The 24335-nt window shown below is 58.3% G+C and carries 18 protein-coding genes and 1 pseudogene; all 19 read left to right on the plus strand.

What is annotated here, in order from left to right; genetic code table 11:
* The first annotated feature begins 30 nt into the window (after window positions 1-30).
* Window positions 31-2775, plus strand: a complete 2745-nt coding sequence (gene gyrA, locus EV691_RS14970) for a DNA gyrase subunit A (protein ID WP_131297657.1) — start codon at window positions 31-33, stop codon at window positions 2773-2775.
* 100 nt (window positions 2776-2875) lie between these two features.
* A complete protein-coding gene (gene serC / locus EV691_RS14975; RefSeq protein ID WP_131297658.1) occupies window positions 2876-3961 on the plus strand; it encodes a 3-phosphoserine/phosphohydroxythreonine transaminase in 1086 nt (361 codons plus the stop codon).
* Window positions 3961-5058, plus strand: coding sequence for a prephenate dehydratase (gene pheA, locus EV691_RS14980; RefSeq protein ID WP_131297659.1), 1098 nt, complete (start codon window positions 3961-3963; stop codon window positions 5056-5058). Before serC ends, pheA begins: the two co-directional genes overlap by 1 nt.
* Before the next feature lie 93 nt (window positions 5059-5151).
* Window positions 5152-6264 carry a histidinol-phosphate transaminase gene (hisC, locus tag EV691_RS14985; protein ID WP_131297660.1) on the plus strand — a complete coding sequence of 371 codons (1113 nt, stop codon included), beginning with the start codon at window positions 5152-5154 and terminating at the stop codon, window positions 6262-6264.
* Complete coding sequence (locus EV691_RS14990; RefSeq protein ID WP_131253525.1) at window positions 6257-8515, plus strand: bifunctional prephenate dehydrogenase/3-phosphoshikimate 1-carboxyvinyltransferase; 2259 nt, start codon at window positions 6257-6259, stop codon at window positions 8513-8515. The genes hisC and EV691_RS14990 overlap by 8 nt, the downstream gene beginning before the upstream one ends.
* On the plus strand, window positions 8512-9201 hold the full coding sequence (cmk, locus tag EV691_RS14995) for a (d)CMP kinase (RefSeq protein WP_089167622.1): 690 nt from the start codon (window positions 8512-8514) through the stop codon (window positions 9199-9201). The genes EV691_RS14990 and cmk overlap by 4 nt, the downstream gene beginning before the upstream one ends.
* 117 nt (window positions 9202-9318) lie before the next feature.
* Window positions 9319-10998 carry a 30S ribosomal protein S1 gene (gene rpsA, locus EV691_RS15000; RefSeq protein ID WP_089167623.1) on the plus strand — a complete coding sequence of 560 codons (1680 nt, stop codon included), beginning with the start codon at window positions 9319-9321 and terminating at the stop codon, window positions 10996-10998.
* Window positions 10999-11205: 207 nt separating this feature from the next.
* Complete coding sequence (gene ihfB / locus EV691_RS15005) at window positions 11206-11484, plus strand: integration host factor subunit beta (protein WP_012700218.1); 279 nt, start codon at window positions 11206-11208, stop codon at window positions 11482-11484.
* A 148-nt stretch (window positions 11485-11632) separates the two neighbouring features.
* On the plus strand, window positions 11633-11932 hold the full coding sequence (locus EV691_RS15010) for a lipopolysaccharide assembly protein LapA domain-containing protein (RefSeq protein WP_039805170.1): 300 nt from the start codon (window positions 11633-11635) through the stop codon (window positions 11930-11932).
* 227 nt (window positions 11933-12159) lie between these two features.
* Window positions 12160-13209 carry an LPS O-antigen chain length determinant protein WzzB gene (locus EV691_RS15015; RefSeq protein WP_131297661.1) on the plus strand — a complete coding sequence of 350 codons (1050 nt, stop codon included), beginning with the start codon at window positions 12160-12162 and terminating at the stop codon, window positions 13207-13209.
* A 64-nt stretch (window positions 13210-13273) separates the two neighbouring features.
* Window positions 13274-14737: an MBL fold metallo-hydrolase RNA specificity domain-containing protein gene (locus EV691_RS15020; RefSeq protein ID WP_131297662.1), complete on the plus strand. Its 1464-nt coding sequence runs from the start codon at window positions 13274-13276 to the stop codon at window positions 14735-14737.
* A 241-nt stretch (window positions 14738-14978) separates the two neighbouring features.
* Window positions 14979-15500, plus strand: coding sequence for a transcription/translation regulatory transformer protein RfaH (rfaH, locus tag EV691_RS15025; protein ID WP_232487196.1), 522 nt, complete (start codon window positions 14979-14981; stop codon window positions 15498-15500).
* 125 nt (window positions 15501-15625) lie between these two features.
* Window positions 15626-16951, plus strand: coding sequence for a flippase (locus tag EV691_RS15030; protein WP_131297663.1), 1326 nt, complete (start codon window positions 15626-15628; stop codon window positions 16949-16951).
* Between the two features lie 2 nt (window positions 16952-16953).
* On the plus strand, window positions 16954-18168 hold the full coding sequence (locus tag EV691_RS15035; RefSeq protein WP_131297664.1) for an O-antigen polymerase: 1215 nt from the start codon (window positions 16954-16956) through the stop codon (window positions 18166-18168).
* A gap of 242 nt (window positions 18169-18410) precedes the next feature.
* Window positions 18411-19670 carry a glycosyltransferase family protein gene (locus tag EV691_RS15040; RefSeq protein WP_242672492.1) on the plus strand — a complete coding sequence of 420 codons (1260 nt, stop codon included), beginning with the start codon at window positions 18411-18413 and terminating at the stop codon, window positions 19668-19670.
* Window positions 19671-19677: 7 nt separating this feature from the next.
* Complete coding sequence (locus EV691_RS15045; protein WP_131297665.1) at window positions 19678-20784, plus strand: DUF1972 domain-containing protein; 1107 nt, start codon at window positions 19678-19680, stop codon at window positions 20782-20784.
* A gap of 13 nt (window positions 20785-20797) precedes the next feature.
* Entirely contained in the window at window positions 20798-21862 is a 1065-nt protein-coding gene (gene rfbB, locus EV691_RS15050; protein WP_131297666.1) for a dTDP-glucose 4,6-dehydratase, read from the plus strand.
* Window positions 21863-22011: 149 nt separating this feature from the next.
* On the plus strand, window positions 22012-23910 hold the full coding sequence (locus EV691_RS15055) for an acyltransferase family protein (RefSeq protein ID WP_131297667.1): 1899 nt from the start codon (window positions 22012-22014) through the stop codon (window positions 23908-23910).
* A gap of 193 nt (window positions 23911-24103) precedes the next feature.
* Window positions 24104-24256: pseudogene (locus tag EV691_RS15060) on the plus strand (IS5/IS1182 family transposase); the annotation flags it as partial.
* Window positions 24257-24335 lie beyond the last annotated feature (79 nt).

Here is a 24335-nt window from a genome sequence, read left to right on the forward strand (position 1 = left end):
CATTGCTGACGTAAAAGGAACCCGGCTTCCATGGGCGAACTGGCCAAAGAAATCCTCCCGGTCAATATCGAAGACGAGCTGAAACAGTCTTACCTCGACTACGCGATGAGCGTGATCGTCGGGCGGGCCCTGCCGGATGCGCGCGACGGCCTGAAGCCTGTACACCGGCGCGTGCTGTTCGCGATGAGCGAGCTGGGCAACGACTGGAACAAGCCGTACAAGAAATCTGCCCGCGTGGTCGGCGATGTCATCGGTAAGTACCACCCGCATGGCGACACCGCGGTATACGACACCATCGTGCGCATGGCTCAGCCGTTCTCCCTGCGCTACATGCTGGTCGACGGCCAGGGCAACTTCGGCTCGGTGGACGGCGACAACGCCGCCGCCATGCGTTACACCGAAGTGCGCATGGCCAGGCTGGCCCACGAGCTGCTCGCCGACCTGGACAAGGAAACCGTCGACTGGGTGCCCAACTACGACGGCACCGAGCAGATTCCGGCGGTCATGCCGACCAGGATCCCCAACCTGCTGGTCAACGGCTCCAGCGGCATCGCCGTGGGCATGGCCACCAACATCCCGCCGCACAACCTTTCCGAGGTGATCGACGGCTGTCTGGCGCTGATCGACAACCCCGAGCTGACCGTCGACGAACTGATGCAGTACATCCCCGGTCCGGACTTTCCCACCGCAGGGATCATCAACGGCCGTGCCGGGATCATCGAGGCGTATCGGACGGGTAGGGGGCGTATCTACATCCGCGCCCGCGCCGACATCGAGGACATCGACAAGGTCGGCGGCCGCCAGCAGATCGTCATCACCGAGCTGCCCTACCAGCTGAACAAGGCACGGCTGATCGAGAAGATCGCCGAGCTGGTGAAAGAGAAGAAGATCGAGGGCATCACCGAGCTGCGCGACGAGTCCGACAAGGACGGCATGCGCGTGGTCATCGAGCTGCGCCGCGGCGAGGTGCCCGAGGTGGTGCTCAACAACCTCTACGCCCAGACTCAGCTGCAGAGCGTGTTCGGCATCAACGTGGTGGCGCTGGTCGACGGCCAGCCGCGCACCCTGAACCTCAAGGACATGCTCGAGGTGTTCGTCCGCCACCGCCGCGAGGTGGTGACCCGGCGCACCGTCTACGAGCTGCGCAAGGCTCGCGAGCGCGGCCACATCCTCGAGGGCCAGGCGGTCGCGCTGTCCAACATCGATCCGGTGATCGAGCTGATCAAGCGCTCGCCGACCCCGGCCGAGGCCAAGGAGCGACTGGTCGCCACCGGCTGGGAGTCCAGCGCCGTTGAGGCGATGGTCGAGCGGGCCGGCGCCGACGCCTGCCGTCCGGCGGACCTCGATCCGCAGTACGGCCTGCGCGCCGGCAAGTACTACCTGTCGCCGGAGCAGGCCCAGGCCATTCTGGATCTGCGCCTGCACCGCCTGACCGGCCTGGAGCATGAGAAGCTGCTCGCCGAGTACCAGGAGATCCTCGCCCAGATCGGCGAGCTGATCCGCATCCTGACCAGTCCCGAGCGGCTGCTGGAAGTCATCCGCGAGGAGCTGGAGAAGGTCAGGGCCGAGTTCGGCGACGTGCGGCGCACCGAGATCGTCGCCTCCCAGGTCGACCTGACCATCGCCGACCTGATCACCGAGGAAGAGCGGGTGGTGACCATCTCCCACGGCGGCTATGCGAAGACCCAGCCGCTGGCCCCCTACCAGGCGCAGCGCCGTGGCGGCCGGGGCAAGGCGGCCTCCGGGGTGAAGGAGGAGGACTATATCGAGCACCTCCTGGTAGCCAACAGCCATACCACCCTCCTGCTGTTCTCCAGCAAGGGCAAGGTCTACTGGCTGCGCACCTTCGAGATTCCCGAGGCCTCGCGCACCGCGCGCGGCCGCCCGCTGGTCAACCTGCTGCCGCTGGGCGAGGGCGAGCGGATCACCGCCATGCTGCAGGTCGATCTGGAGGCGCTGCAGCAGAGCGCTGCCGACGAGGAGCTGGAAGACGGCGAGAGCCCGGTGATCGAGGGGGAAGTGGTCGAGGCCGAAGCCGGCGAGGAAGTCGAGGGCCAGACCGCCGAGCTGAACGACGAGCCGACCGGTGCCTACATCTTCATGGCCACCGCCTTCGGCACGGTGAAGAAGGTGCCGCTGGTGCAGTTCAGCCGCCCGCGCAAGGCCGGCCTGATCGCCCTGGATCTGGTCGAGGGCGACACCCTGATCGCCGCTGCCATCACCAACGGCGCCAAGGAGGTCATGCTGTTCTCCGACGCCGGCAAGGTGATCCGTTTCCGCGAGCGCGACGTGCGCACCATGGGCCGCAACGCCCGCGGCGTGCGCGGCATGAGGCTGGGCGAGGGCCAGCAGCTGATTTCCATGCTGATCCCCGAGCGCGGCGCGCAGATCCTCACCGCTTCCGAGCGTGGTTACGGCAAGCGCACTCCGCTGGCCGACTACCCGCGCCGTGGACGCGGCGGCCAGGGGGTGATCGCCATGGTCACCAACGAGCGCAACGGCAGGCTGGTCGGCGCCATCCAGGTGCAGGACGGCGAGGAGATCATGCTGATCTCCGACCAGGGCACCCTGGTGCGCACCCGGGTCGACGAGGTCTCCTCGCTGTCGCGCAACACCCAGGGCGTGACCCTGATCAAGCTGGCCAACGGCGAGCAACTGGTGGGCCTGGAGCGTGTTCAGGAGCCCTCCGGGGAGGAGGGGCCGGAAGAGGGTGATGTGGCGCTCGACGAGCAGGCGGCGGAGGTCGAGGCCGCGGCGGGCGACGGCGAGGATTGAGCCGGGGCGGCCTGCCCCGGCGACCGGAAGCTCCGAGGGCGGCGCTTCCGTACAGAGCGTGGGAACGATCAACAACCTGTAGTGCTTGAGAGAGAACGACGTGAGCAAACGCGCCTATAACTTCTGCGCCGGCCCGGCCGCGCTTCCCGAAGCTGTCCTGCTCCGCGCCCAGGCGGAACTCCTCGACTGGCACGGCAAGGGCCTGTCGGTGATGGAGATGAGCCATCGCAGCGACGAGTACGTGGCCATCGCCGAGAAGGCCGAGCAGGACCTGCGCGATCTGCTGGCGATCCCCTCGAACTACAAGGTGTTGTTCCTGCAGGGCGGTGCCAGCCAGCAGTTCGCCGAGATCCCGCTGAACCTGCTGCCCGAGGGCGGCGTCGCCGACTACGTCGACACCGGCATCTGGTCGCGCAAGGCCATGGAGGAGGCCCGCCGCTTCGGCACCGTCAACGTCGCCGCCAGCGCCGAGGCCTACGACTACTTCGCCATCCCCGGGCAGAACGAGTGGCGGCTGTCGAAGAACGCCGCCTACCTGCACTACGCCAGCAACGAGACCATCGGCGGCCTGCAGTTCGACTGGGTGCCGGAGCTCGGCGACGTGCCACTGGTGGTGGACATGTCCTCGGACATCCTCTCCCGGCCGATCGACGTGTCGCAGTTCGGGCTGATCTACGCCGGCGCGCAGAAGAACATCGGCCCCAGCGGCCTGGTGGTGGTGATCGTCCGCGAGGATCTGCTCGGCCGCGCCCGCAGCGCCTGTCCGACCATGCTCGACTACAAGGTCGCGGCCGACAACGGCTCCATGTACAACACCCCGGCGACCTTTTCCTGGTACCTGTCCGGGCTGGTCTTCGAGTGGCTGAAGGAGCAGGGCGGCATCGAGGCCATGGCGCAGTGCAACCGTGCCAAGAAGGATCTGCTCTACGGCTTCATCGACTCCAGCGCGTTCTACACCAACCCGATTTCCGCCAACGCCCGTTCCTGGATGAACGTGCCGTTCCGCCTGGCCGATGAGAAGCTGGACAAGGCCTTCCTTGCCGGCGCCGAGGCGCGCGGCCTGCTCAACCTCAAGGGGCATCGCTCGGTCGGCGGCATGCGCGCCTCGATCTACAACGCGCTCGGCCTGGGCGCGGTCGAGGCCCTGGTAGCCTACATGGCCGAATTCGAGAAGGAGCACGGCTGATGGGCGATCAGGATCAGCTCAAGGCCCTGCGCGTGCGCATCGACAACCTCGACGAGAAGATCCTCGAGCTGATCAGCGAGCGCGCGCGCTGCGCCGAAGAAGTGGCGCGGGTGAAGATGACGGCGCTCAAGCCCGGCGAGGCGGCGGTGTTCTACCGGCCCGAGCGCGAGGCCTGGGTGCTCAGGCACATCATGGAGATCAACAAGGGGCCGCTGGGCAACGAGGAGGTCGCCCGGCTGTTCCGCGAGATCATGTCGTCCTGCCTGGCCCTCGAGCATCCGCTCAAGGTTGCCTACCTCGGCCCGGAAGGCACCTTCACCCAGGCTGCCGCACTCAAGCACTTCGGCCACGCGGTGATCAGCACGCCGATGGCGGCGATCGACGAGGTGTTCCGCGAGGTGGTCGCCGGGGCGGTCAACTTCGGCGTGGTGCCGGTGGAAAACTCCACCGAGGGCGCGGTCAACCACACCCTGGACAGCTTCCTCGAGCACGATCTGGTGATCTGCGGCGAGGTGGAGCTGCGCATCCATCATCATCTGCTGGTCGGCGAGAATACCCGGACCGACGGCATCACCCGCATCTACTCCCATGCCCAGTCGCTGGCCCAGTGCCGCAAGTGGCTGGATGCGCACTACCCGAACGTCGAGCGCGTGGCGGTGGCCAGCAATGCCGACGCCGCCCGGCGGGTGAAGAGCGAGTGGAATTCGGCGGCCATCGCCGGCGACATGGCGGCCCAGCTCTATGGCCTGAGCAGGCTCGCTGAGAAGATCGAGGACCGTCCGGACAACTCCACACGCTTTCTCATCATCGGCAACCAGGAAGTGCCGCCGACCGGCGATGACAAGACCTCAATCATCGTCTCGATGAGCAACAAGCCCGGGGCTCTGCACGAACTCCTGGTGCCCTTCCACGAGAACGGCATCGACCTGACCCGCATCGAGACCCGTCCGTCGCGCAGCGGCAAATGGACCTACGTGTTCTTCATCGACTTCGTCGGCCACCGCCACGACCCGCTGGTCAAGAGCGTGCTGGAGCGGCTCAGCCAGGAGGCCGTGGCGCTCAAGGTGCTCGGCTCCTATCCCAAGGCAGTACTGTGATTGCGGCGGCTGCACGCGACCGGAGGCAAGCCGCCAGCGCAGTGCTGCCCGGCCTGCCCGGTGGCTTGCAGTTTCACGCTTGAGGCTTGATTCATGACCTGTGATTTCCTCGCCCTGGCCGTGCCGGGCGTGCAGAAGCTGTCTCCCTATGTGCCGGGCAAGCCGGTGGACGAGCTGGCGCGCGAGCTGAACCTCGACCCGGCCGGCATCGTCAAGCTGGCCAGCAACGAGAACCCGCTCGGGCCGAGCCCCAGGGTACTGGAGGCGGTCCGTGGCGAGCTGGCGGAGCTGACCCGCTATCCCGACGGCAGCGGCTTCGAGCTCAAGGCCAGGCTGGCCGAGCGCTGCGGCGTGACACCGGCACAGATCACCCTGGGCAACGGCTCCAACGACATTCTCGACCTGGTCGCCCGCGCCTGGCTGGCGCCGGGGCTCAATGCGGTGTTCAGCGAGCACGCCTTCGCCGTCTACCCGATCGCCACCCAGGCGGTGGGCGCCGAGGGACGGGTGGTGCCGGCGAAGGACTACGGCCATGATCTGGAGGCGATGCTCGCCGCCATCGATGCCGACACCCGCGTGGTGTTCCTCGCCAACCCGAACAACCCGACCGGCACCTGGTTCGGTCCGGACGCCCTGGAGCGCTTCCTCGCCCGGGTGCCGGAGCGCGTGCTGGTGGTTCTCGACGAGGCCTACATCGAATACGCCTCGGGCGACGACTTGCCCGACGGGCTCCAATATCTGGCCCGTTACCCGAACCTGCTGGTTTCGCGCACCTTCTCCAAGGCTTACGGCCTGGCCGCCCTGCGTGTCGGCTATGCGCTGTCCACGCCGGAGGTGGCGGCCGTGCTGAACCGCGTGCGCCAGCCGTTCAACGCCAACAGCCTGGCCCTGGCCGCCGCCTGCGCCGTGCTGGAGGATGCCGAGTATCTGGCCGAAGGCCGGCGCATCAACGATGCGGGCATGGCCCAGCTGGAGGCGGGGCTGGGCGAGCTCGGCCTGTCCTGGATTCCCAGCAGGGGCAACTTCGTCGCCGTCGACTTCGGCCGCGATGCTGCGCCGATCAACGCGGCGCTGCTGCGCGAGGGCGTGATCGTGCGCCCGGTGGCCGGCTATGGGATGCCGACCTTTTTGCGGGTGTCCATCGGGCTGCCGGAAGAGAATGCCTGCTTTCTGGCGGCGCTGAAGAAGGTTCTCGCCAGTGTCTGAGCATGCATTCACGCCTGTCACCACGCTGCAACGGGGAGAGCCCAGGATTGGCCGTCTGGTCGTGGTGGGGCTGGGACTGATCGGTGGCTCCTTCGCCAAGGGCGTCCGCGAGCGCGGCCTGTGCCGCGAGGTGGTCGGGGTGGATCTCGACCCGCAAGCCCGCCAGTTGGCCGTCGAGCAGGGCGTCGTCGACCGCTGCGAGGAGGACCTGGCGGCTGCCTGTCGCGATGCCCAGGTGATCCAGCTGGCCGTCCCCATTCTGGCCATGGAGAAGCTGCTCGGCATGCTCGCCGGGCTCGACCTGGGCAGCGTCATCATTACCGACGTCGGCAGCGCCAAGGGGCATGTGTTGCGGGCGGCGCGGCGGGCCTTCGCCGGCCGGCCGCTGTGCTTCGTGCCCGGCCATCCGATCGCCGGCTCCGAGCGCAGCGGCGTGGAGGCGGCCGACAGCGAACTGTTCCGTCACCACAAGGTCATCCTGACACCGGTGCAGGAAAGCGATCCCGAGGCGCTGGCACTGGTTGGCGGGCTCTGGCGGGAACTCGGTGCGGTGGTCGAACACATGGCCGTCGAGCGCCACGACGAGGTGCTCGCCGCCACCAGCCATCTGCCGCACCTGCTGGCCTTCGGCCTGGTGGACTCGCTGGCCAAGCGCAGCGAGAACCTGGAGATCTTTCGCTATGCCGCCGGCGGTTTCCGCGATTTCACGCGAATCGCCGGCAGCGATCCGGTGATGTGGCACGACATCTTCCTCGCCAACCGCGAGGCGGTGCTGCGCACCCTCGATGTCTTTCGCAGCGATCTCGACGCCCTGCGCGCCGCGGTCGATGCAGGGGACGGGCATCAACTGCTGGGCGTGTTCACCCGCGCCCGCGTCGCCCGTGAGCATTTCAGCAAGATACTGGCCCGCCGGGCCTATGTGGATGCCATGCACGATAACGACCTGATCTACCTGGCCCTGCCGGGCGGTCATGCCCGCGGACACATCCGTGTTCCCGGCGACAAATCCATCTCCCACCGCTCGATCATGCTCGGCTCGCTGGCCGAAGGCACGACCGAAGTGGAAGGTTTTCTCGAGGGCGAGGACGCCCTCGCCACCCTCCAGGCGTTCCGCGACATGGGCGTGGTCATCGAGGGGCCGCACCATGGCCGGGTGACCATCCATGGGGTCGGCCTGCACGGTCTGAAGGCGCCGCCCGGGCCGCTGTACCTGGGCAACTCGGGCACCTCCATGCGCCTGCTGTCGGGCCTGCTCGCCGCCCAGCCGTTCGACACCGTGCTGACCGGCGATGCCTCGCTCTCCAAGCGGCCGATGAATCGTGTGGCCAAACCCCTGCGCGAGATGGGCGCGGAGATCGAGACCGGGCCGGAAGGCCGTCCGCCGATGACCATCAAGGGCGGTCGCAAGCTCACCGGCATGCATTACCAGATGCCCATGGCCAGCGCCCAGGTGAAGTCCTGCCTGCTGCTCGCCGGCCTCTATGCCGGCGGCGAAACCTCGGTCGGCGAGCCGGCACCGACCCGCGACCATACCGAGCGCATGCTGCGCGGCTTCGGTTATCCGGTGAAAGTCGAGGGCAGCAAGGTCACCGTCGAGTCCGGCCACAAGCTGAAGGCGACCCAGATCGAGGTGCCGGCGGACATTTCCTCGGCGACCTTCTTCCTGGTGGCGGCGAGCATTGCCGAAGACTCCGAGCTGCTGCTCGAGCACGTCGGCATCAACCCGACCCGCACCGGGGCGATCGAGATCCTCAAGCTGATGGGCGCCGACATCGTTCTGGAGAACCCGCGCGAGGTGGGCGGCGAGCCAGTCGCCGACATTCGCGTGCGTTCGGCCCGCCTCAAGGGCATCGAGATCCCCTTGGAACTGGTGCCGCTGGCGATCGACGAGTTCCCCGTGCTGTTCGTCGCCGCGGCCTGCGCCGAAGGGCGCACCGTACTGCGCGGCGCCGAGGAGCTGCGGGTCAAGGAGTCCGACCGCATCCAGGTAATGGCCGACGGCTTGCAGGCGCTCGGCGTCAAGGCCGAGCCGACCCCGGACGGCATCGCCATCGAGGGTGGCCCGATCGGCGGGGGAGAGGTCTACAGTCACGGCGACCATCGTATCGCCATGTCCTTCGGCATCGCTTCGCTGCGTGCCAGCGCGCCGATCCGCATCCACGACTGCGCCAATGTGGCCACCTCCTTCCCCAATTTCGTCGCCCTGGCCAAGCACGTCGGCATTCGCGTGGACGAGGAGGGTGAGTCATGAGCGCTCGCCCGGTCGTGATCACCATCGACGGTCCCAGCGGCTCCGGCAAGGGGACTGTGGCCGGCCTGCTGGCCAGGAAGCTCGGCTGGAACCTGCTCGACTCGGGAGCGCTCTACCGCCTGCTCGCCTTCGCTGCGCGCAACCATGGCGTGGACCTGACCAACGAGGAGGCGCTCAAGGTGCTGGCCGCCCACCTGGACGTACAGTTCGTCACCTCCACCGAGCAGCGGCCGCAGCAGATCATTCTCGAGGGCGAAGACGTCACCGACGCCATCCGCAACGAGCAGGTCGGCGCCGGGGCTTCCCAGGTCGCCTCGCTGCCGGCTGTACGCGAGGCCCTGCTGCAGCGCCAGCACGCCTTCCTCGAGCCGCCAGGCCTGGTGGCCGACGGTCGGGACATGGGCACCGTGGTCTTTCCGGGCGCGCCGCTGAAGGTCTTCCTCACCGCCAGGCCCGAGGAGCGGGCGCGTCGCCGCTACCAGCAGTTGAAGGACAGTGGTGTCGATGCTAATCTGTCTAGTCTACTGGGCGAGATCAGCAAGCGTGACGAGCGCGACAGCAAGCGTAGCGTTGCCCCGCTCAAGGCTGCGCCAGACGCGATCTGTCTGGACTCCACCGAACTCTCGATCGAGCAGGTGGTGGAACGCATCATGGGTGAAATCGCCGCGCGTGATCTCGCCGGATGATGATACAGAAGGACCGCAGAAAACCAGGCCTTGTCTGCGGCCTCTTTAAAAAAACGAACCCACATTGTCTGGAATGTGGAGATGGGCGGTTAACCGCCCCAATCGACAGGAATCAACATGAGCGAAAGCTTTGCAGAACTTTTTGAAGAAAGCCTGAAATCCCTCGACATGCAACCCGGTGCCATCATCACCGGCATCGTGGTCGACATCGACGGTGACTGGGTTACCGTGCATGCCGGCCTGAAGTCCGAGGGCGTCATCCCGGTCGAACAGTTCTACAACGAGCAGGGCGAGCTGACCATCAAGGTGGGTGACGAGGTCCACGTCGCGCTGGACGCAGTGGAAGACGGCTTCGGTGAAACCAAGCTGTCCCGCGAAAAAGCCAAGCGCGCCGAGTGCTGGATTGTTCTGGAAGCGGCTTTCGCGGCAGAAGAAGTTGTCAAAGGCGTCATCAACGGCAAGGTCAAGGGCGGCTTCACCGTCGACATCAACGGCATCCGTGCGTTCCTGCCGGGTTCCCTGGTCGACGTCCGTCCGGTGCGCGACACCACCCACCTGGAAGGCAAAGAGCTCGAGTTCAAGGTCATCAAGCTTGACCAAAAGCGCAACAACGTTGTCGTTTCCCGTCGCAGCGTGCTGGAAGCCGAGAACAGTGCCGAGCGCGAAGCCCTGCTGGAATCCCTGCAGGAAGGCCAGCAGGTCAAGGGTATCGTCAAGAACCTCACCGACTACGGCGCGTTCGTCGATCTGGGCGGTGTGGACGGCCTGTTGCACATCACCGACATGGCCTGGAAGCGCATCAAGCATCCGTCCGAGATCGTCAACGTCGGCGACGAGATCGAAGTCAAGGTGCTCAAGTTCGACCGCGAGCGCAACCGCGTCTCCCTGGGTCTGAAGCAACTGGGCGAGGACCCGTGGGTCGCCATCAAGGCCCGTTATCCGGAAAGCACCCGCGTCATGGCCCGCGTTACCAACCTCACCGACTACGGCTGCTTCGCCGAGCTGGAAGAGGGTGTGGAAGGCCTGGTGCACGTTTCCGAGATGGACTGGACCAACAAGAACATCCACCCGTCGAAGGTCGTTCAGGTCGGCGACGAAGTGGAAGTCATGGTGCTGGACATCGACGAGGAGCGTCGCCGCATCTCCCTGGGCATCAAGCAGTGCAAGTCCAATCCCTGGGAAGATTTCTCCAGTCACTACAACAAGGGCGACCGCATCTCCGGCACCATCAAGTCGATCACCGATTTCGGTATCTTCATCGGTCTGGAAGGCGGCATCGACGGTCTGGTCCATCTGTCCGACATCTCCTGGAACGAGCAGGGCGAGGAAGCCGTGCGCCGCTTCAAGAAGGGCGACGAGCTGGAAACCGTCATCCTCTCCGTCGATCCGGAGCGCGAGCGCATCTCCCTGGGCATCAAGCAGCTGGCTGACGATCCGTTCTCCAACTATGCCTCCCTCAACGAGAAGGGCAGCATCGTGCGCGGCACCGTGAAGGAAGTCGACGCCAAGGGTGCGGTCATCGACCTGGGCAACGACATCGAAGCCGTGCTGAAGGCCTCCGAAGTCAGCCGCGATCGCGTCGAAGACGCCCGCAACGTGCTGAAGGAAGGCGACGAGGTCGAAGCCAAGATCATCAGCATCGACCGCAAGAGCCGTGTCATCAGCCTGTCGATCAAGGCCAAGGATGTGGACGACGAGAAGGACGCCATCAAGGAACTGCGCAAGCAGGAAACCGAGGCGCCCGGTCCGACCACCATTGGCGACCTGATCCGCGCTCAGATGGGCAACCAGAGCTGAGTTCGGTGACGCGTTGAACGAAAAAGGGCGACTTCGGTCGCCCTTTTTCGTTTTCGATCCCCGCTCATGAGTTTCCTGAAGGAAACGCTGCGCTTTCTGTGTGCTCGTCGCTGCCTGGCTGCGCTTCGGGCTGTTCAAACTCTGTTCAGCATGCTAAAAACCAAGCAATCCATTTTGATCTAGCCGCTTGAAAACGAAGGGAAAACCATGACCAAGTCGGAGTTGATCGAGCGCATCGTCACCCAGCAGGGCCAGCTTTCTGCAAAGGATGTGGAGTTGGCCATCAAGACCATGCTGGAGCAGATGTCGCAGGCTCTGGCCACCGGGGATCGTATCGAAATTCGCGGTTTCGGCAGCTTCTCGCTGCACTACCGGGCGCCGCGTGTCGGGCGCAATCCGAAAACCGGGCAGACCGTTCGCCTCGATGGCAAGTTCGTGCCGCATTTCAAGCCTGGCAAGGAACTGCGTGATCGCGTCAATGAATGAAATGACTATGTCCTGCTCGAATGTCGGGACGGTACACTGAGCGTCTTCGGAGCTGGCTCGTCCGCACGGCGGACCTTTGTATTGCCCATTGCAATGGCCCGTCCGGATAGAGCGAACGAAAGTGTAGTCATCACGAGAGAATTGCTTAATGCGCCACTTCAAACGAATCTTGCTGGGACTGATCCTGCTGCTGGTAGCCGCCGCCACGCTGGTGTTCGTACTGGAAAATCGCCAGGTCGCGACGCTGGTGCTCTTTGGCTGGACTACGCCGCAACTGCCGATGGCCGTCTTCGTTTCCGCCGCCCTGCTGCTGGGCCTGCTGGCCTCGCCGCTGCTGGGAATGATGTTCTACGGTCGCCTGAGGATGCAGCTGGCTTCCCGTCAGCGCCAACTGGTGGAGTGCCAGAAAGAGCTGGCTCGCTTGACCAAGCAGCCGGCGGCGGAATAGCCGAAATAACCTTTCCTTTCCGGCTACCTCGAGCGAGATGGCAGGGTTTGTGACGTACTTCCGGTATTTGAGTTCATGGCCTTCCGGTCGACTACCGTTACGCCCTGTCAAGGCTTGTAATCCTCTTTCCGCTCGGCACAATTCGCGCCCCTGACTTCTTTGTCCCGTGGGGATGGATGAGTCCCTATACTTCTTTCTTTTTCCGAACCACCGGTGGATCAGCTCAAATGGACGAGCCCCTTGTACGCCGCGCTCCGCAGAGTGACGAAATCGATCTGATCGAACTCTTCCGGGCGCTCTGGAGCCAGAAATGGCTCATTGTCTTGGTAACTGTCTTGGTGACTGCCTGTGCGGCTGCCTACGCTTTTCTGGCCAAGCCTGTCTATCAGGCAAGGGTGGCTGTGTTTCCGCCCTCGCTCAGCGATATTGCGCCGTTCAACTTTGTGCGCAATGCCGAGATCGGCCTCGAGCCCCTCACCATCGAGGGCGTTTATGCGGTCTTCACCCGCAACCTGCAATCCGACGAGGCCCGCCGCAGTTTCTTTTACGAGGTCTACCTGCCCTCCCTGCCTGAGGATGAGCGCAACGATTCCCAGGACGATCTTTACGAGCGTTTCTCCGAAGACCTGAGCATCAAGACGCCAGGCAAGGATCAACCCGACCGCTACGAGCTCTTCGTCGAGCGCAAGGATCCGGCGCAGGCCGCCGACTGGGCCAGGCTGTATCTCGAGCGGGTGGCTCGGGAATCGCTGCAGCAGATGCGGGAAAATGCCCGCAGCGAGATTCTCGTGAGGGGGCGGACCGTTCAACAGCAGATCGATACCCTGCGCGAAGCGGCCCGCAATCGCCGGGACGACCGCATCGTTCGGCTCAAGGAGGCCTTGGCCGTGGCCGATGCCTTGAAGCTGGAGAATCCGCCGGTCGTTACCGGTCAGGATGCAGGGCAGCTTTCCTCCATCATGGATGGCAGCCTGATGTACATGCGCGGTGCCAAGGCGCTGCGGGCGGAAATTCAATCTTTGGAAACCCGCGAGTCGGACGATCCCTTCATCGGCGAGCTGCGCAACCTCCAGGAAAAATACAACCTCTACGCCGGCTTGAAGATCGATGCGGAGAGGGGCGCGGTATTCCGCCAGGATGGCAGCATCGTGACACCGGATGAACCGATCAAGCCCAAGAAGCTTCTGATTCTGGCTCTGGGTGTGGTGCTGGGTGGCATGCTGGGCCTGTTCATCGCCCTGGTTCGCGCCATGCTGAAGAAACGATCTGCCGACTGAGTCGGACCAGTCCTGTTGCGCCCGGACGCAGGCGGCCGGGAACCTAGAGCTGAAGAGTCGAGCGATGCTATATCCGGAGATTCTCCATCACGGTGCCACCCACGGCGTCACCGGCTCCTGTCACCAGTTGCTGATGGATGCACAGCACAGCCTGCTGGTCGATTGCGGCCTGTTCCAGGGAGCGGAGACCTCCGCCGATGGGCGAGGCGGGGCAGCCAGTCTGCCCATTGGTTTTCCGCTGGATACCGTCAAGGCATTGATTGCGACCCATGTACACATCGACCATGTCGGGCGGATTCCCTATCTGCTGGCGGCCGGCTTCAAGGGGCCGATCCTCTGCAGCGAGCCTTCGGCCAGGCTGCTGCCCATCGTCCTGGAGGATGCCTTCAAACTGGGTGTGAGCGGCGACCAGCAGCAGGTGGAGCGCTATCTCAGGCTGATCGGGCAACGCCTGGTCGCTTTGCCCTACAGGCACTGGTTCACCCTGGCGGACACTCCGGCGCTGCTTTGCAAGGTTCGCCTGCAGCGAGCCGGGCACATTCTCGGCTCGGCCTATGTGGAGGTCGATCTCCATTACCGCCATACCGGCCAGAAGCGCCGCATCCTGTTCTCCGGCGATCTGGGCGCCCCCCATGCGCCGCTGCTGCCGGCGCCCCAGCCGCCTTACCGGGCCGATACCCTGGTTATCGAGAGCACCTACGGCGACCGTCTGCACGAAGATCGCCGCAGTCGCCGGCAGCGCCTCGAGGCGGTCATCGAACAGGCCCTGGCCGACCGGGGCAGCGTGCTGATTCCGGCCTTCAGCGTCGGCCGCACCCAGGAGCTGCTCTACGAACTGGAAGACATCATCCACCGCAAGACTCGGTCTCGTCCGGCGGGAAACAGTGGGGGATACCCCCTTCCCGGAAACGCCTCCGGGCAGACCGACTGGCCGCAGTTGCCCATCATCCTCGACTCTCCGCTGGCCAGCCGTTTCACCCAGGCCTATCGCGAACTGCAGCCTTTCTGGGACCAGGAAGCCATCAAGCGGGTAAAGTCCGGGCGTCGGCCGCTGGGCTTCGAGCAACTGATCACCGTGGATAGCCATGCCGACCACTTGCGCATGGTCGGGCATCTGGCAAGCACGGCACGCCCGGCCATCGTTGTCGCCGGCAGTGGCATGTGTACCAGTGGACGCATCGTCAACTACCTGAAGGCCATGCTGGGGGATCGTCGGCACAATGTGCTCTTCGTCGGCTACCAGGCCATGGGTACGCCCGGACATGCTATCCAGAAATATGGGCCGCGGGGCGGCTACGTCGATCTGGAGGGCGAGCGCTTCGAGATACGGGCCGGTATTGCCACCCTGGGCGGCTATTCGGCCCATGCCGATCGGCAGGGGCTGGTGAGTTTCATCACCCGTATGCGTGAATGGCCGGACGAGATACGTCTTGTCCATGGCGAGGCCGACGCCAAGCGTGCGCTCGCTGCCGAATTGCAGCGGAGATATGAACAAAGACAGAAGAGGGTGAACATCATCACCCCGTGAAGGCGATGGTAAAGGATAGAGCGATCAACAAATCAATCGCAGGACGGACGTAGGAGCGAATTCATTCGCGATGGTCTTGGGCGGCGGCACTGCCCCGAAACCCGTCAGCAGATCCGCTTGGTATCGGAAGTGTTGCCAGACGTGCAAACGAAGTCCATTGGCGCGTAACCAGGGACGTTGAGTAAATCGGAAAAGCTTCCTGCGATGGCTGTAGCCAAGTCAGGAGCAAGGTGACACGGAAATGAACATCCGCACTGCGAACGACGCATCCGGCATGCGCAAGGGCAAGGCGTGGTATCTCGTGCAGTGCAAACCTCGCCAGGACGAACGGGCCGAAGAAAATCTGGACCGCCAAGGATACGAATACTTTCGTCCGCTGTGCCGGCGAGAGCGTCTGGTGCGTGGCACCCTGCAGGTCCAGAGCGAGTCGCTGTTTCCAGGCTATCTGTTCATTCGGCTGGCAGCCGATGCCAACTGGGCCCCGCTGCGCTCGACACGCGGTGTCAGTCGTCTGGTCGGCTTTGGCGGCATGCCGTTGTCCATCGCCGACGAACTGATTGCCGAACTGCAGCGGCGTGTCCAGCCGGCACCGCAACCGGTTCTGCAACCCGGCGACAGGGTCTGTATCACCACGGGAAGCTTCGCGGAGCTGGATGCCATCTTCCTGGCGATGGATGGCGAAGAGCGCGTCGTCCTGCTGATGAGCCTGCTTCACCGCGAACACCGGCTGAGCCTGCCGCTGGAAAGCATACGCAAATACTGACAATCCTCACGCCCGGGCGCAGCGATGCTGTGCCCGGGCGTGTCTACATCATGGCTTTCGCGTTCTCAGGAAACCGACGGTAAATCCTGGGGCGGTAGCGTGTTTAAAGAAAAAGAGAAAAGACGGTGGAGGTTCCACCGCTTCCGTTGAGGCATGATGCGGAGCCCAAGCCGTTTGAAGGGGAACTAGTGAAGAAGAAAATGGTGTGGGTTTTTGCAAGCAATTTTCTACCGCTTGCGATTGGAGTTTATTCGATACCGTTGATGGTAGATCAGTTCGGAAATGAGCTTTTTGGCTTTCTGACCATATTGTGGGTGTTTGTTGGCTACTTTTCACTGTTCGATTTCGGCATTGGCAGAGCTTTGACCCAAAGTATAGCTCACGCAAATTTTGCTGGGGATGAAGTTGCCCTGAATAAGCTGTATTCGACTGGTATGACTCTAGTCGTTATTGCAGGAGTTGTTGCCGGCGTTGTTGTATATTTTTCTGCCGGGTATCTGAGTTATGATGTTTTCAAGTTGGACAAGAGCCTTCAGGGTATAGCGGAATCATCACTTGAAGTCACTGGGGTGGCTGTTGTTTTTACGGTGTGGGCTACTGGTCTGAGAGGAGTCCTGGAAGGGTTTGAGAGATTTAAGATTGTATCGGTAGGGAGAATTCCTCTTGGGGTCTGGATGTTTGTCGGGCCTTTGATTTTCTTTCATGTTTGGGGTGACTTCGTCTATGCGGTCGCCTCTCTCGCCTTGGCCAGATTGCTGCTTTGTCTTTATTATTTTTTGTATGCAGGCAGGATGGTTTCCTACTCGCTCCGAAGCTTTTGCAAGGCCACTATGTCCAGGTTGCTGAGGTTTGGAGGCTGGATGACCCTCTCCAACGCAATCAGTCCGGTAATGGTCTATTTCGACAGGTTTTTCATAGGTTCGCTCATTTCAGTAGGGGTTGTTTCTTTTTATACAACGCCATACGAAATGGCCACCAAACTGCTCCTGGTGCCGGCCTCCATCGGGACGGTGCTCTTTCCTAGAATCAGTGCATTGTTAGGCAAGTCTGATTTTTCAGAGGTTTCCAGGCTTCAAGGGCTGTCTTATTTGCTTAATGCTGCGCTGATTGTTCCGGCGCTGCTCGTTATCTATTTCTTCGGCGAGGCCATTTTGGATGTTTGGCTAGGGGCGGAGTATGCTCGAAAAAGCTATGTTGTTTTCTGGGTTATTGTGCTGGGCGTGCTCGCCAATTCTTTGGCTAGTGTGCCTTACAATGTTATACAAGCAGCGGGTGGGTCAAAGGTTACTGCAATATTGCATGTTGTAGAGGCTCCTTTCTATCTGGGGCTTATATTTTATGTAATGAAGCATGGTTTTGGTATTGAGGGAGTTGCTTGGGTTTGGGTGGGGAGGTGTGTCATGGATTGGTTGGCACTCGAAGTCTTGCGAAGACACTTTGTGAGATACTAGCAATGAACAGCTTTATTGCGCGGCCATGGTTTGTTTTTTTTATTGGCTTTATCCTGCCGTTTCTAATGACGAAGATTAACTTTGTTTCTACTGTGGGGGGCATGTCAGAGGAAACAGAGAAAATTATTTATTTTTCTATTGTTGCTTATTTTTTGGGGTTGATTTTCTGTTATTTTTTTCGGTATTGCTTGGGTGGGCGAATTTCGATAAATCCATTGCGGGATAAAGTCTATGTTAGAAACTTGTCCTTGCTGTATTTGTTTTTGTTTTCTTGGTTTTTTTTAGGGGCTGCCTGTCTTTTTTATGAGTTTCATGTTCTCGGTGGAATACCTGTTTTGTCGGGCAATGTCGAGGAGTTGAGATTCAATGTCCAGGTTAATGGCTATGTGCATCTTCTGGCTATATCGCTGGGGATAGTATCTACGTTGTTTGTTGTTTCGGCTTCTTTTTTTTCGGGGCTGAAAAAAGTTGTATTTTTATTTTTTGGTGGGCTGGGGTTTGTTTTTCTGGCATTGACTGGGAATAGATCTGATTCAATGCTTTGTTTGGTTGTCATTTTTCTGTACTTCATGTTTAAAGGAGGAGTAATGCTTCGGGCTAGGTATTTCCTGTTTGGCTCGTTCATACTTCTTGCTTTCGTGTTGCTTAAGTTTTACAGGGAAGTTGCTTATGGGGTTGATTATATTGGGATGATAGAAAGCCAGCTGGTAGGTCAACCAAGTTTTGTAAAGTATATTTTCTACCCGCTTTATATGACCTTGACCTATGGCTATATGGTTTTGGATATGTTGGTAAATGCAGGGGCTGAGGGGATGGGTGGGGGGCGATACACGTTTTATGCTTTTTACTCATTAATTCCAGGGCCTCAAGTTGATTTTGGTGTGTTTAAGAACGAGCTTCTGGGGATAGATTTCTATGCAGAATTAACATCGACGGTTGTATCGAATTTCTATGTTGATTTTGGTTTGGTCGGTGTCTGCTTATGTGTATTTATAATGGCTATTGTTTTGGGGGCGGTATTTAGTGTAGCTAGGAAAAACAACAAGTATGCTGTGCTTTATGCTGTGCTTTATTTGCATACGCTTATATTTTTTTATGTTTATATTTATGTTTATTTGTTTGCAATTATTCATGTGTTGATTTATTTGTTTTATTGTTTTTTCTTTTTGGGAGTGGAGAGGGATGTGTGCGTAAGTCGAAAAGTAAGTGGTTGTTGATATTTTGTAAGTTAGGGTCTTGTCGGTTGTGGCACGTCCTTTGGTGGGCTTTCCTTTAAAAAAATAATGGTTCCTGGTTCGATAGCTTCTTCGCGGCTATGCTATCTTTTAGGTGATAGTTTTTTAGATTCTGTGCGAAAGGTTTTGCATTGTGTGGTTATTCTTCTTGGTTGTTTTGATGTGTGCTATTCAATGACTGGCTTTTCGTGCAGAATCTATATGGTTGTTTTTTGTGAGGAAATATGAAGTTTCTTCTTTTGTATAAAGGAGATTACGGCTCGAGCCTGCGTGGACCGGAAATGCGGTACGCATCATTGGCAGTCGAGTTGCTGTCTTTGGGGCATCAAGTCATTTTGTGCGGACGTACTGGTAATAAGCATGGGATTCCAGCGGGGGCCGAATTTGTTCCTGTTTCCAGGGGTTATGATTTATTACGGGCATTTTTCTCTGCAAATGTTGTCGTGCTGCATGGGGGCGGGCCATTAATACTTCTCTTTGCCATGTTGGTGGGTTTTTGGGGTAAGAGGTTGGTCCTTGATAGCTATGTTCCGCACTGGATCGAGTTGGACGAGGTCGTTGGAAAAAGCTCGAAGAAAGATATTCCCAAGTTGTTGATCAAGGCTTATTTCAATGTTGCAAGAAGCCTGCTGGGTGGACTGGTGTTCGACAAGGTCATTGTCGCCAATAAGCGCCAGCTGGATCTTTTTAGAGGTATAACAGCCCCCTTTTTGTTGACGCATGATTTTTCGCGAATCTCCGTGATCCCTTTTGGGTGCGAAAGGCATGGGGGGCATGACAAGGCAAATGGCCGGCTTCTTCTGGCAAGGCTCAGTGAGGGCCGGATCTGTGAAGAGGATTTCTTGATCGGATGGCTGGGAGGAACTTATGGCTGGTTCGATCTTGAATCGGTGCTGTCGGCAATTTCCAAAGCTATTTTGAAAAACAAAAATATAAAGCTCGTGTTTTTCGGGGCTGATGGAAGGCGACAATCTGAGTTGCTGAGTTTTGTAGACGAGGCCGTCAAGGGCAATATCATATTTTTACCCTGGGTGGAGTTCGGGCAGCGTTTCGAATACTGGGCTGGATTCGATATTTCGCTCGTCTGGGGAGGGGAGGGATATGAAAATGACTATGCATCGAGGACGCGTAATTTTGATTGCCTGACACTGGGTTTGCCTGTCGTTCAGAACGAAGATGATGAGTGGGGCGAACGCCTGGAAAAAAGTGGCGCAGGCGTCGTGACGAATCTATCCTCTTTGCCTGAAGTAGTTTACGAGCTGAGTGGGGCTCCGGAGAGAATAGCTGAAATGCATCACTCCATGCTAAATCTTGCGTCTGACTTTTACTGGTCTCGCTTTGCGACTGCTCTTGAAGCCATTTCCGTCGATTCGATGAGCTGGTGGCGGCGGTTGATAGGCATAGTCGGTTGTTTGCTTCTATTTCCGGCACTGCTGTTCTTTTTGGTTTGCTCCGTATTTATAATGATTTTTCGGGGAAAATAGGTTTGTCGTGCTTAAATTAAATATTTTAGGTATCCGTGGTGTGCCTGCCCAGCATGGAGGGTTCGAGTCTTTTGCAGAGAAGTTGGCTTTGTACCTTGTGGGCCAAGGTTGGCAGGTCACGGTTTACTGTCAGGAAAGTGGAATGGGGCCGATTTACGAAAGCACTTGGGAGGGCATTCGGCGCATTCATATACCCATCGGTCGTGATGGCGCATCTGGGACAGTACTTTTTGACTGGAAGGCCACCTGTCACGCTCTCTCCCAAGAGGGGTTGTTTCTAACACTTGGCTACAATACAGCTATTTTTAATGTGCTCCAGCGAGTCAAGGGTCAAACCAATATCATTAATATGGATGGCATCGAGTGGCATCGTGGTAAGTGGGGAATTTTAGCCAAGGCTTGGTTCTGGTTGAATGAGCGTGTCGGATGCTGGGTGGGAAATCATCTGGTAGCAGACCATCCAAATATCAAGGAGCATTTGGCTACCCGCATCAATGACAGCAAAATAACCATGATTCCCTATGGTGGCGTTGAGGTCTTGAAGGCAAACGCCAGCGTGCTTGCCCCTTATAAGCTCAAGCCCGATGGCTTTTCTATAATCGTGGCACGCCCCGAGCCGGAAAACTCCATTTACGAGATGGTGCATGCCTTTAGCCGTAAGTCTCGTGCCCATAAACTGGTTGTACTTGGTGATTTCAAGCCCAAAGCCAACCCCTATCATCTTCGTGTCATGGACGCTGCCAGCGACGAGGTGATCTTCCCTGGCGCCATCTACGAGGCTCCACTTGTCCAGGCCTTGCGTTTCTTCAGTCGCTTTTACCTGCATGGTCATCGTGTCGGCGGTACCAATCCGTCGCTGGTTGAGGCTTTGGGCGCAGGCTGTGCCGTCATCGCTCAGGACAATCATTTCAACCGCTGGGTTGCTGGTTCCGGGGCAGCGTATTTCAAGGATGAACCGGCTTGCGCACGATTGTTCGATCGGCTTCTGGGCGACGCCGCCGCTGTCGAGCACATGAAGGCAGCCAGTCGAGCCCGCTTCCAGGAGCGATTCACCTGGCCTCAGGTACTGCACGAGTACGAAGAGCTGCTAACCCGTTGGTATCCCTCCAAGTAATCAAGAGATTCCCATGATTTCTCGCATCCTCGTCACCGGCGGTGCCGGCTTCATCGGCTCTGCTGTGGTACGCCACCTGATCCAGAACACCCCCCACGAAGTTGCCAACCTCGACAAGCTGACCTATGCCGGCAACCTCGAATCACTGGCGTCGATTTCGGACTCGCCGCGCTATCGCTTTTATCGGGTCGACATCTGCGATGGAACTGCGCTGGATACAGTGTTCGCCGAGTTCAAACCAACGGCGGTGATGCATCTGGCCGCCGAGTCCCATGTGGACCGCTCCATCGACGGACCGGCCGAGTTCATCCAGACCAATGTCGTCGGCACTTATAGCCTGCTCGAGGCGGCCCGGCGCTACTGGAATGGCTTGCCGGCAGACGAAAAGAGCGCCTTTCGTTTTCACCATATATCCACTGACGAGGTGTATGGCGATCTGGAGGGTACGGACGACCTGTTCACCGAAACCACCCCCTATACGCCCAGCTCGCCCTACTCCGCGTCGAAGGCCAGCTCCGATCATCTGGTTCGTGCCTGGCATCGCACCTACGGTCTGCCGGTACTGGTCACCAACTGTTCGAACAACTATGGTCCCTATCACTTCCCCGAGAAGCTGATTCCTCACATGATCCTCAACGCCCTGGCCGGCAAGCCGCTGCCGGTGTATGGCGACGGCTCGCAGATCCGCGACTGGCTGTTCGTCGAGGACCACGCCCGGGCGTTGGTCGAGGTTGTCACCAGGGGAAAGGTAGGCGAGACCTACAACATCGGCGGGCACAACGAGAAGCGCAATCTCGAAGTGGTACAAACTCTCTGCGACCTGCTGGAAGAATTGGCGCCAAACAAGCCTGAGGGTGTCGAGCGCTATCGCGACCTGATCACTTTCGTCAAGGATCGTCCCGGCCACGACCTGCGTTATGCCATCGATGCGAGCAAGATCGAACGTGAGCTTGGATGGAAGCCCCAGGAAACCTTCGAGAGCGGTATCCGCAAGACCGTGCAGTGGTATCTCGACAATCGCCTGTGGTGGCAGCGTGTTTTGAGTGGCGACTATCGTTTGGGGCGGCTCGGTGGATAAGTCTGAATAATACCGGATTTATCTTGCCTCATTGATGTTTCTCATGAAATATCGGGGGCTTTTTTATGTTGATAAATAGCCTCTTGCTTTTCTGGGGTGGCCTGGATTGTAGGCTGTTTTGGAGTTGATCTTGTAGACTCGAGTTTGGTATGTCCATAATAAAGTATAGACCTGATATTGACGGGTTAAGGGCTGTTGCGGTTTCGTTGGTGCTTTTGAATCACTTTGGATTGAGTTTTTTTTCAGGCGGTTTTGTTGGCGTTGATGTGTTTTTTGTGATCTCTGGCTATCTTATCACTGCTATTATTTCCAGGCAGTTACTCATGGGGGTATGGTCGTTTCGCCAATTCTATATCCGTAGGGCTCTCAGGTTGTTACCGGCTCTATATGTCGTACTAGGGAGTGTGCTGGTTCTGGGGTATTTTTTTTATTTGCCGGGGGATTATGCTCTTTTATCGCAGAGCGCACTGAGTTCATTGCTATTTTCGGCAAATATATTTTTTTGGAAAAACTCGGGTGGGTATTTTTCTCCAAATGCCGAGGAAATGCCGTTTTTGCATGTGTGGTCGCTTTCTGTGGAGGAACAGTTCTATTTTGTATGGCCTTTTTTGTTTTTCTTGATATGTAAAATATTTGAGTTGCGTGGTCGGAGACTTTTTGTTCTCTTGCTGGTATTCCTGTCATTTTGCTTGGCTGAGATCGGTGTTGCTAGTGATTATAGTGGCGCTTATTTTTTGTTGCCATTTCGAGCTGGTGAGTTGCTGTTGGGAAGCTTACTGGCGTTGAGTCTTGAGGATTCAAGGTATAGTGGGTTTGAGAGTAAAGTTCTTGCCAACGGTATTGCGGTGGCAGGGATGGCACTAATTCTTGCTTCGGCTATTTTTTTGGATGAAAGCTCTAGTTTCCCAGGGGTTAATGCATTTTTTCCATGTGTCGGCGCTGCTCTTGTGATTGTAGCTCCCCTATATGGTCAGAATTTTGTTTCTTGTCTGTTGTCAACAAGGTCGCTGGTTTTTGTTGGGTTGATTTCTTATTCTCTTTATTTATGGCATTGGCCTGTGGTTAGCTTGTTGCGGTATTTGAGAGTTGATCTAACCCCTATAGTGATGTTCACAGCAATTGCACTCTCGATATTTCTCGGTTTTCTGAGTTGGCGATTTGTGGAGAGTTTTTTCAGGAGTAATGCTTCGAGGGATAGTCGAATAGTATTTTTTCTGGCAACTCCAGTTTTTTTAATTGTTTCCTTTGGGCCGATTCTGATTTATCTGAAAGATGGTCTGCCCGGCCGGTTTCCATACGCATTGCTTACGCAGGAGGAACTTAATAATGAGCGTCAGCGTTATTGGCAGGGAATCAAGACCATAGATACTGACTTTACAGAAGGGGGCGGAACCAAGAAAGTTTTGCTGGTGGGAAACTCGCATGCAAATGATCTTTCGTATTCGCTTACAGAAAATGATTTTCAGGGTAAGATAAAGTTAATTGGAACGACACATTACTGCTTCAACTTCGGGTTTGGAGCGGTATTTTCGGAAAAAGTCGACCATTGCAGGGAGCGGTTCTCAGCGGTTATTGGAAGTCCAGAGTTGAGGTCTGCTGATGTGATTTATTTGCACGATAATTGGGGGGGCAAGGATTTTGATGGGCTTGTTCGGGTCTTGCAGATGATTCGAAGTGTCACCACCGCTCCAATTTATGTTATCGGGCCAAAGATGATATTTGAAGAAAGTGCCCTGAATATTTCAAAATATGCTCAGCAAGATAGATTTATAACTCCTTTAAGTATAAATAAGTACTCTAGACGGTTCCAGCGAAAAGACTTGGTTGATTATGATAATGAATTGAAGGAGTTTTTTGATCGCGATCTTGGCTTGGCATCGGTTCAGTATGTCAGTGCTCTTGATGCCCAGTGCGGGGTGGAAATGAATTGTGACATTCTTTCCGAGGATACTGGGGAGTATCTCTACTTTGATGCTGGGCATTTTACTTTGGCTGGAGCCAAAATCTTTGGGAAAAAACTGAAAGAGAGAAACAGTTTTTTATTCTGACTAAGTGAATCAAACTTTCAGGGAGAGGTGATCTGGTCTCAGATAAGTTGATTGTCTCAGTTATTTTTTGAAGTTAAGGAAGCTCCAAACAAGTTCCGACCAATCTGATGAAATAGCCCTTTCGTTAAGGAAATCCTGAAAAAGACTTCCCGATTCTGGTGAAATACACCCGCTCCCTTGCGCGAGTTTTTCGATGAAGCAGCTGTCCTTCGCCGATGCCGAGTATGCCGGCAAGCGCAAGCAAACCCGCCGCGAGCGATTCCTGGCGGAGATGGAGCAGGTGGTGCCCTGGGCGGGGTTGCTGGCCCTGATTGAGTCGTTCTACCCCAAGGCCGGCAAAAAACCTCATGGGCTGCACGGTACCTGCGCTTCCCGCGGATTACCGCCCCCGCGGTCGGCCAACGCGCACAGCGGCACGTGGCGGA

This window comes from Azotobacter chroococcum (genome assembly GCF_004339665.1).
In the GTDB taxonomy this organism is placed as follows: domain Bacteria; phylum Pseudomonadota; class Gammaproteobacteria; order Pseudomonadales; family Pseudomonadaceae; genus Azotobacter; species Azotobacter chroococcum.

Coding starts and splice junctions, on each gene's coding strand:
- gyrA (WP_131297657.1), top strand. CDS start 31: ATGGGCGAACTGGCCAAAGAAATCCTCCCGGTCAATATCGAAGACGAG.
- pheA (WP_131297659.1), top strand. CDS start 3,961: ATGGGCGATCAGGATCAGCTCAAGGCCCTGCGCGTGCGCATCGACAAC.
- hisC (WP_131297660.1), top strand. CDS start 5,152: ATGACCTGTGATTTCCTCGCCCTGGCCGTGCCGGGCGTGCAGAAGCTG.
- cmk (WP_089167622.1), top strand. CDS start 8,512: ATGAGCGCTCGCCCGGTCGTGATCACCATCGACGGTCCCAGCGGCTCC.
- rpsA (WP_089167623.1), top strand. CDS start 9,319: ATGAGCGAAAGCTTTGCAGAACTTTTTGAAGAAAGCCTGAAATCCCTC.
- ihfB (WP_012700218.1), top strand. CDS start 11,206: ATGACCAAGTCGGAGTTGATCGAGCGCATCGTCACCCAGCAGGGCCAG.
- EV691_RS15010 (WP_039805170.1), top strand. CDS start 11,633: ATGCGCCACTTCAAACGAATCTTGCTGGGACTGATCCTGCTGCTGGTA.
- EV691_RS15015 (WP_131297661.1), top strand. CDS start 12,160: ATGGACGAGCCCCTTGTACGCCGCGCTCCGCAGAGTGACGAAATCGAT.
- EV691_RS15020 (WP_131297662.1), top strand. CDS start 13,274: ATGCTATATCCGGAGATTCTCCATCACGGTGCCACCCACGGCGTCACC.
- rfaH (WP_232487196.1), top strand. CDS start 14,979: ATGAACATCCGCACTGCGAACGACGCATCCGGCATGCGCAAGGGCAAG.
- EV691_RS15035 (WP_131297664.1), top strand. CDS start 16,954: ATGAACAGCTTTATTGCGCGGCCATGGTTTGTTTTTTTTATTGGCTTT.
- EV691_RS15040 (WP_242672492.1), top strand. CDS start 18,411: ATGAAGTTTCTTCTTTTGTATAAAGGAGATTACGGCTCGAGCCTGCGT.
- rfbB (WP_131297666.1), top strand. CDS start 20,798: ATGATTTCTCGCATCCTCGTCACCGGCGGTGCCGGCTTCATCGGCTCT.
- EV691_RS15055 (WP_131297667.1), top strand. CDS start 22,012: ATGTCCATAATAAAGTATAGACCTGATATTGACGGGTTAAGGGCTGTT.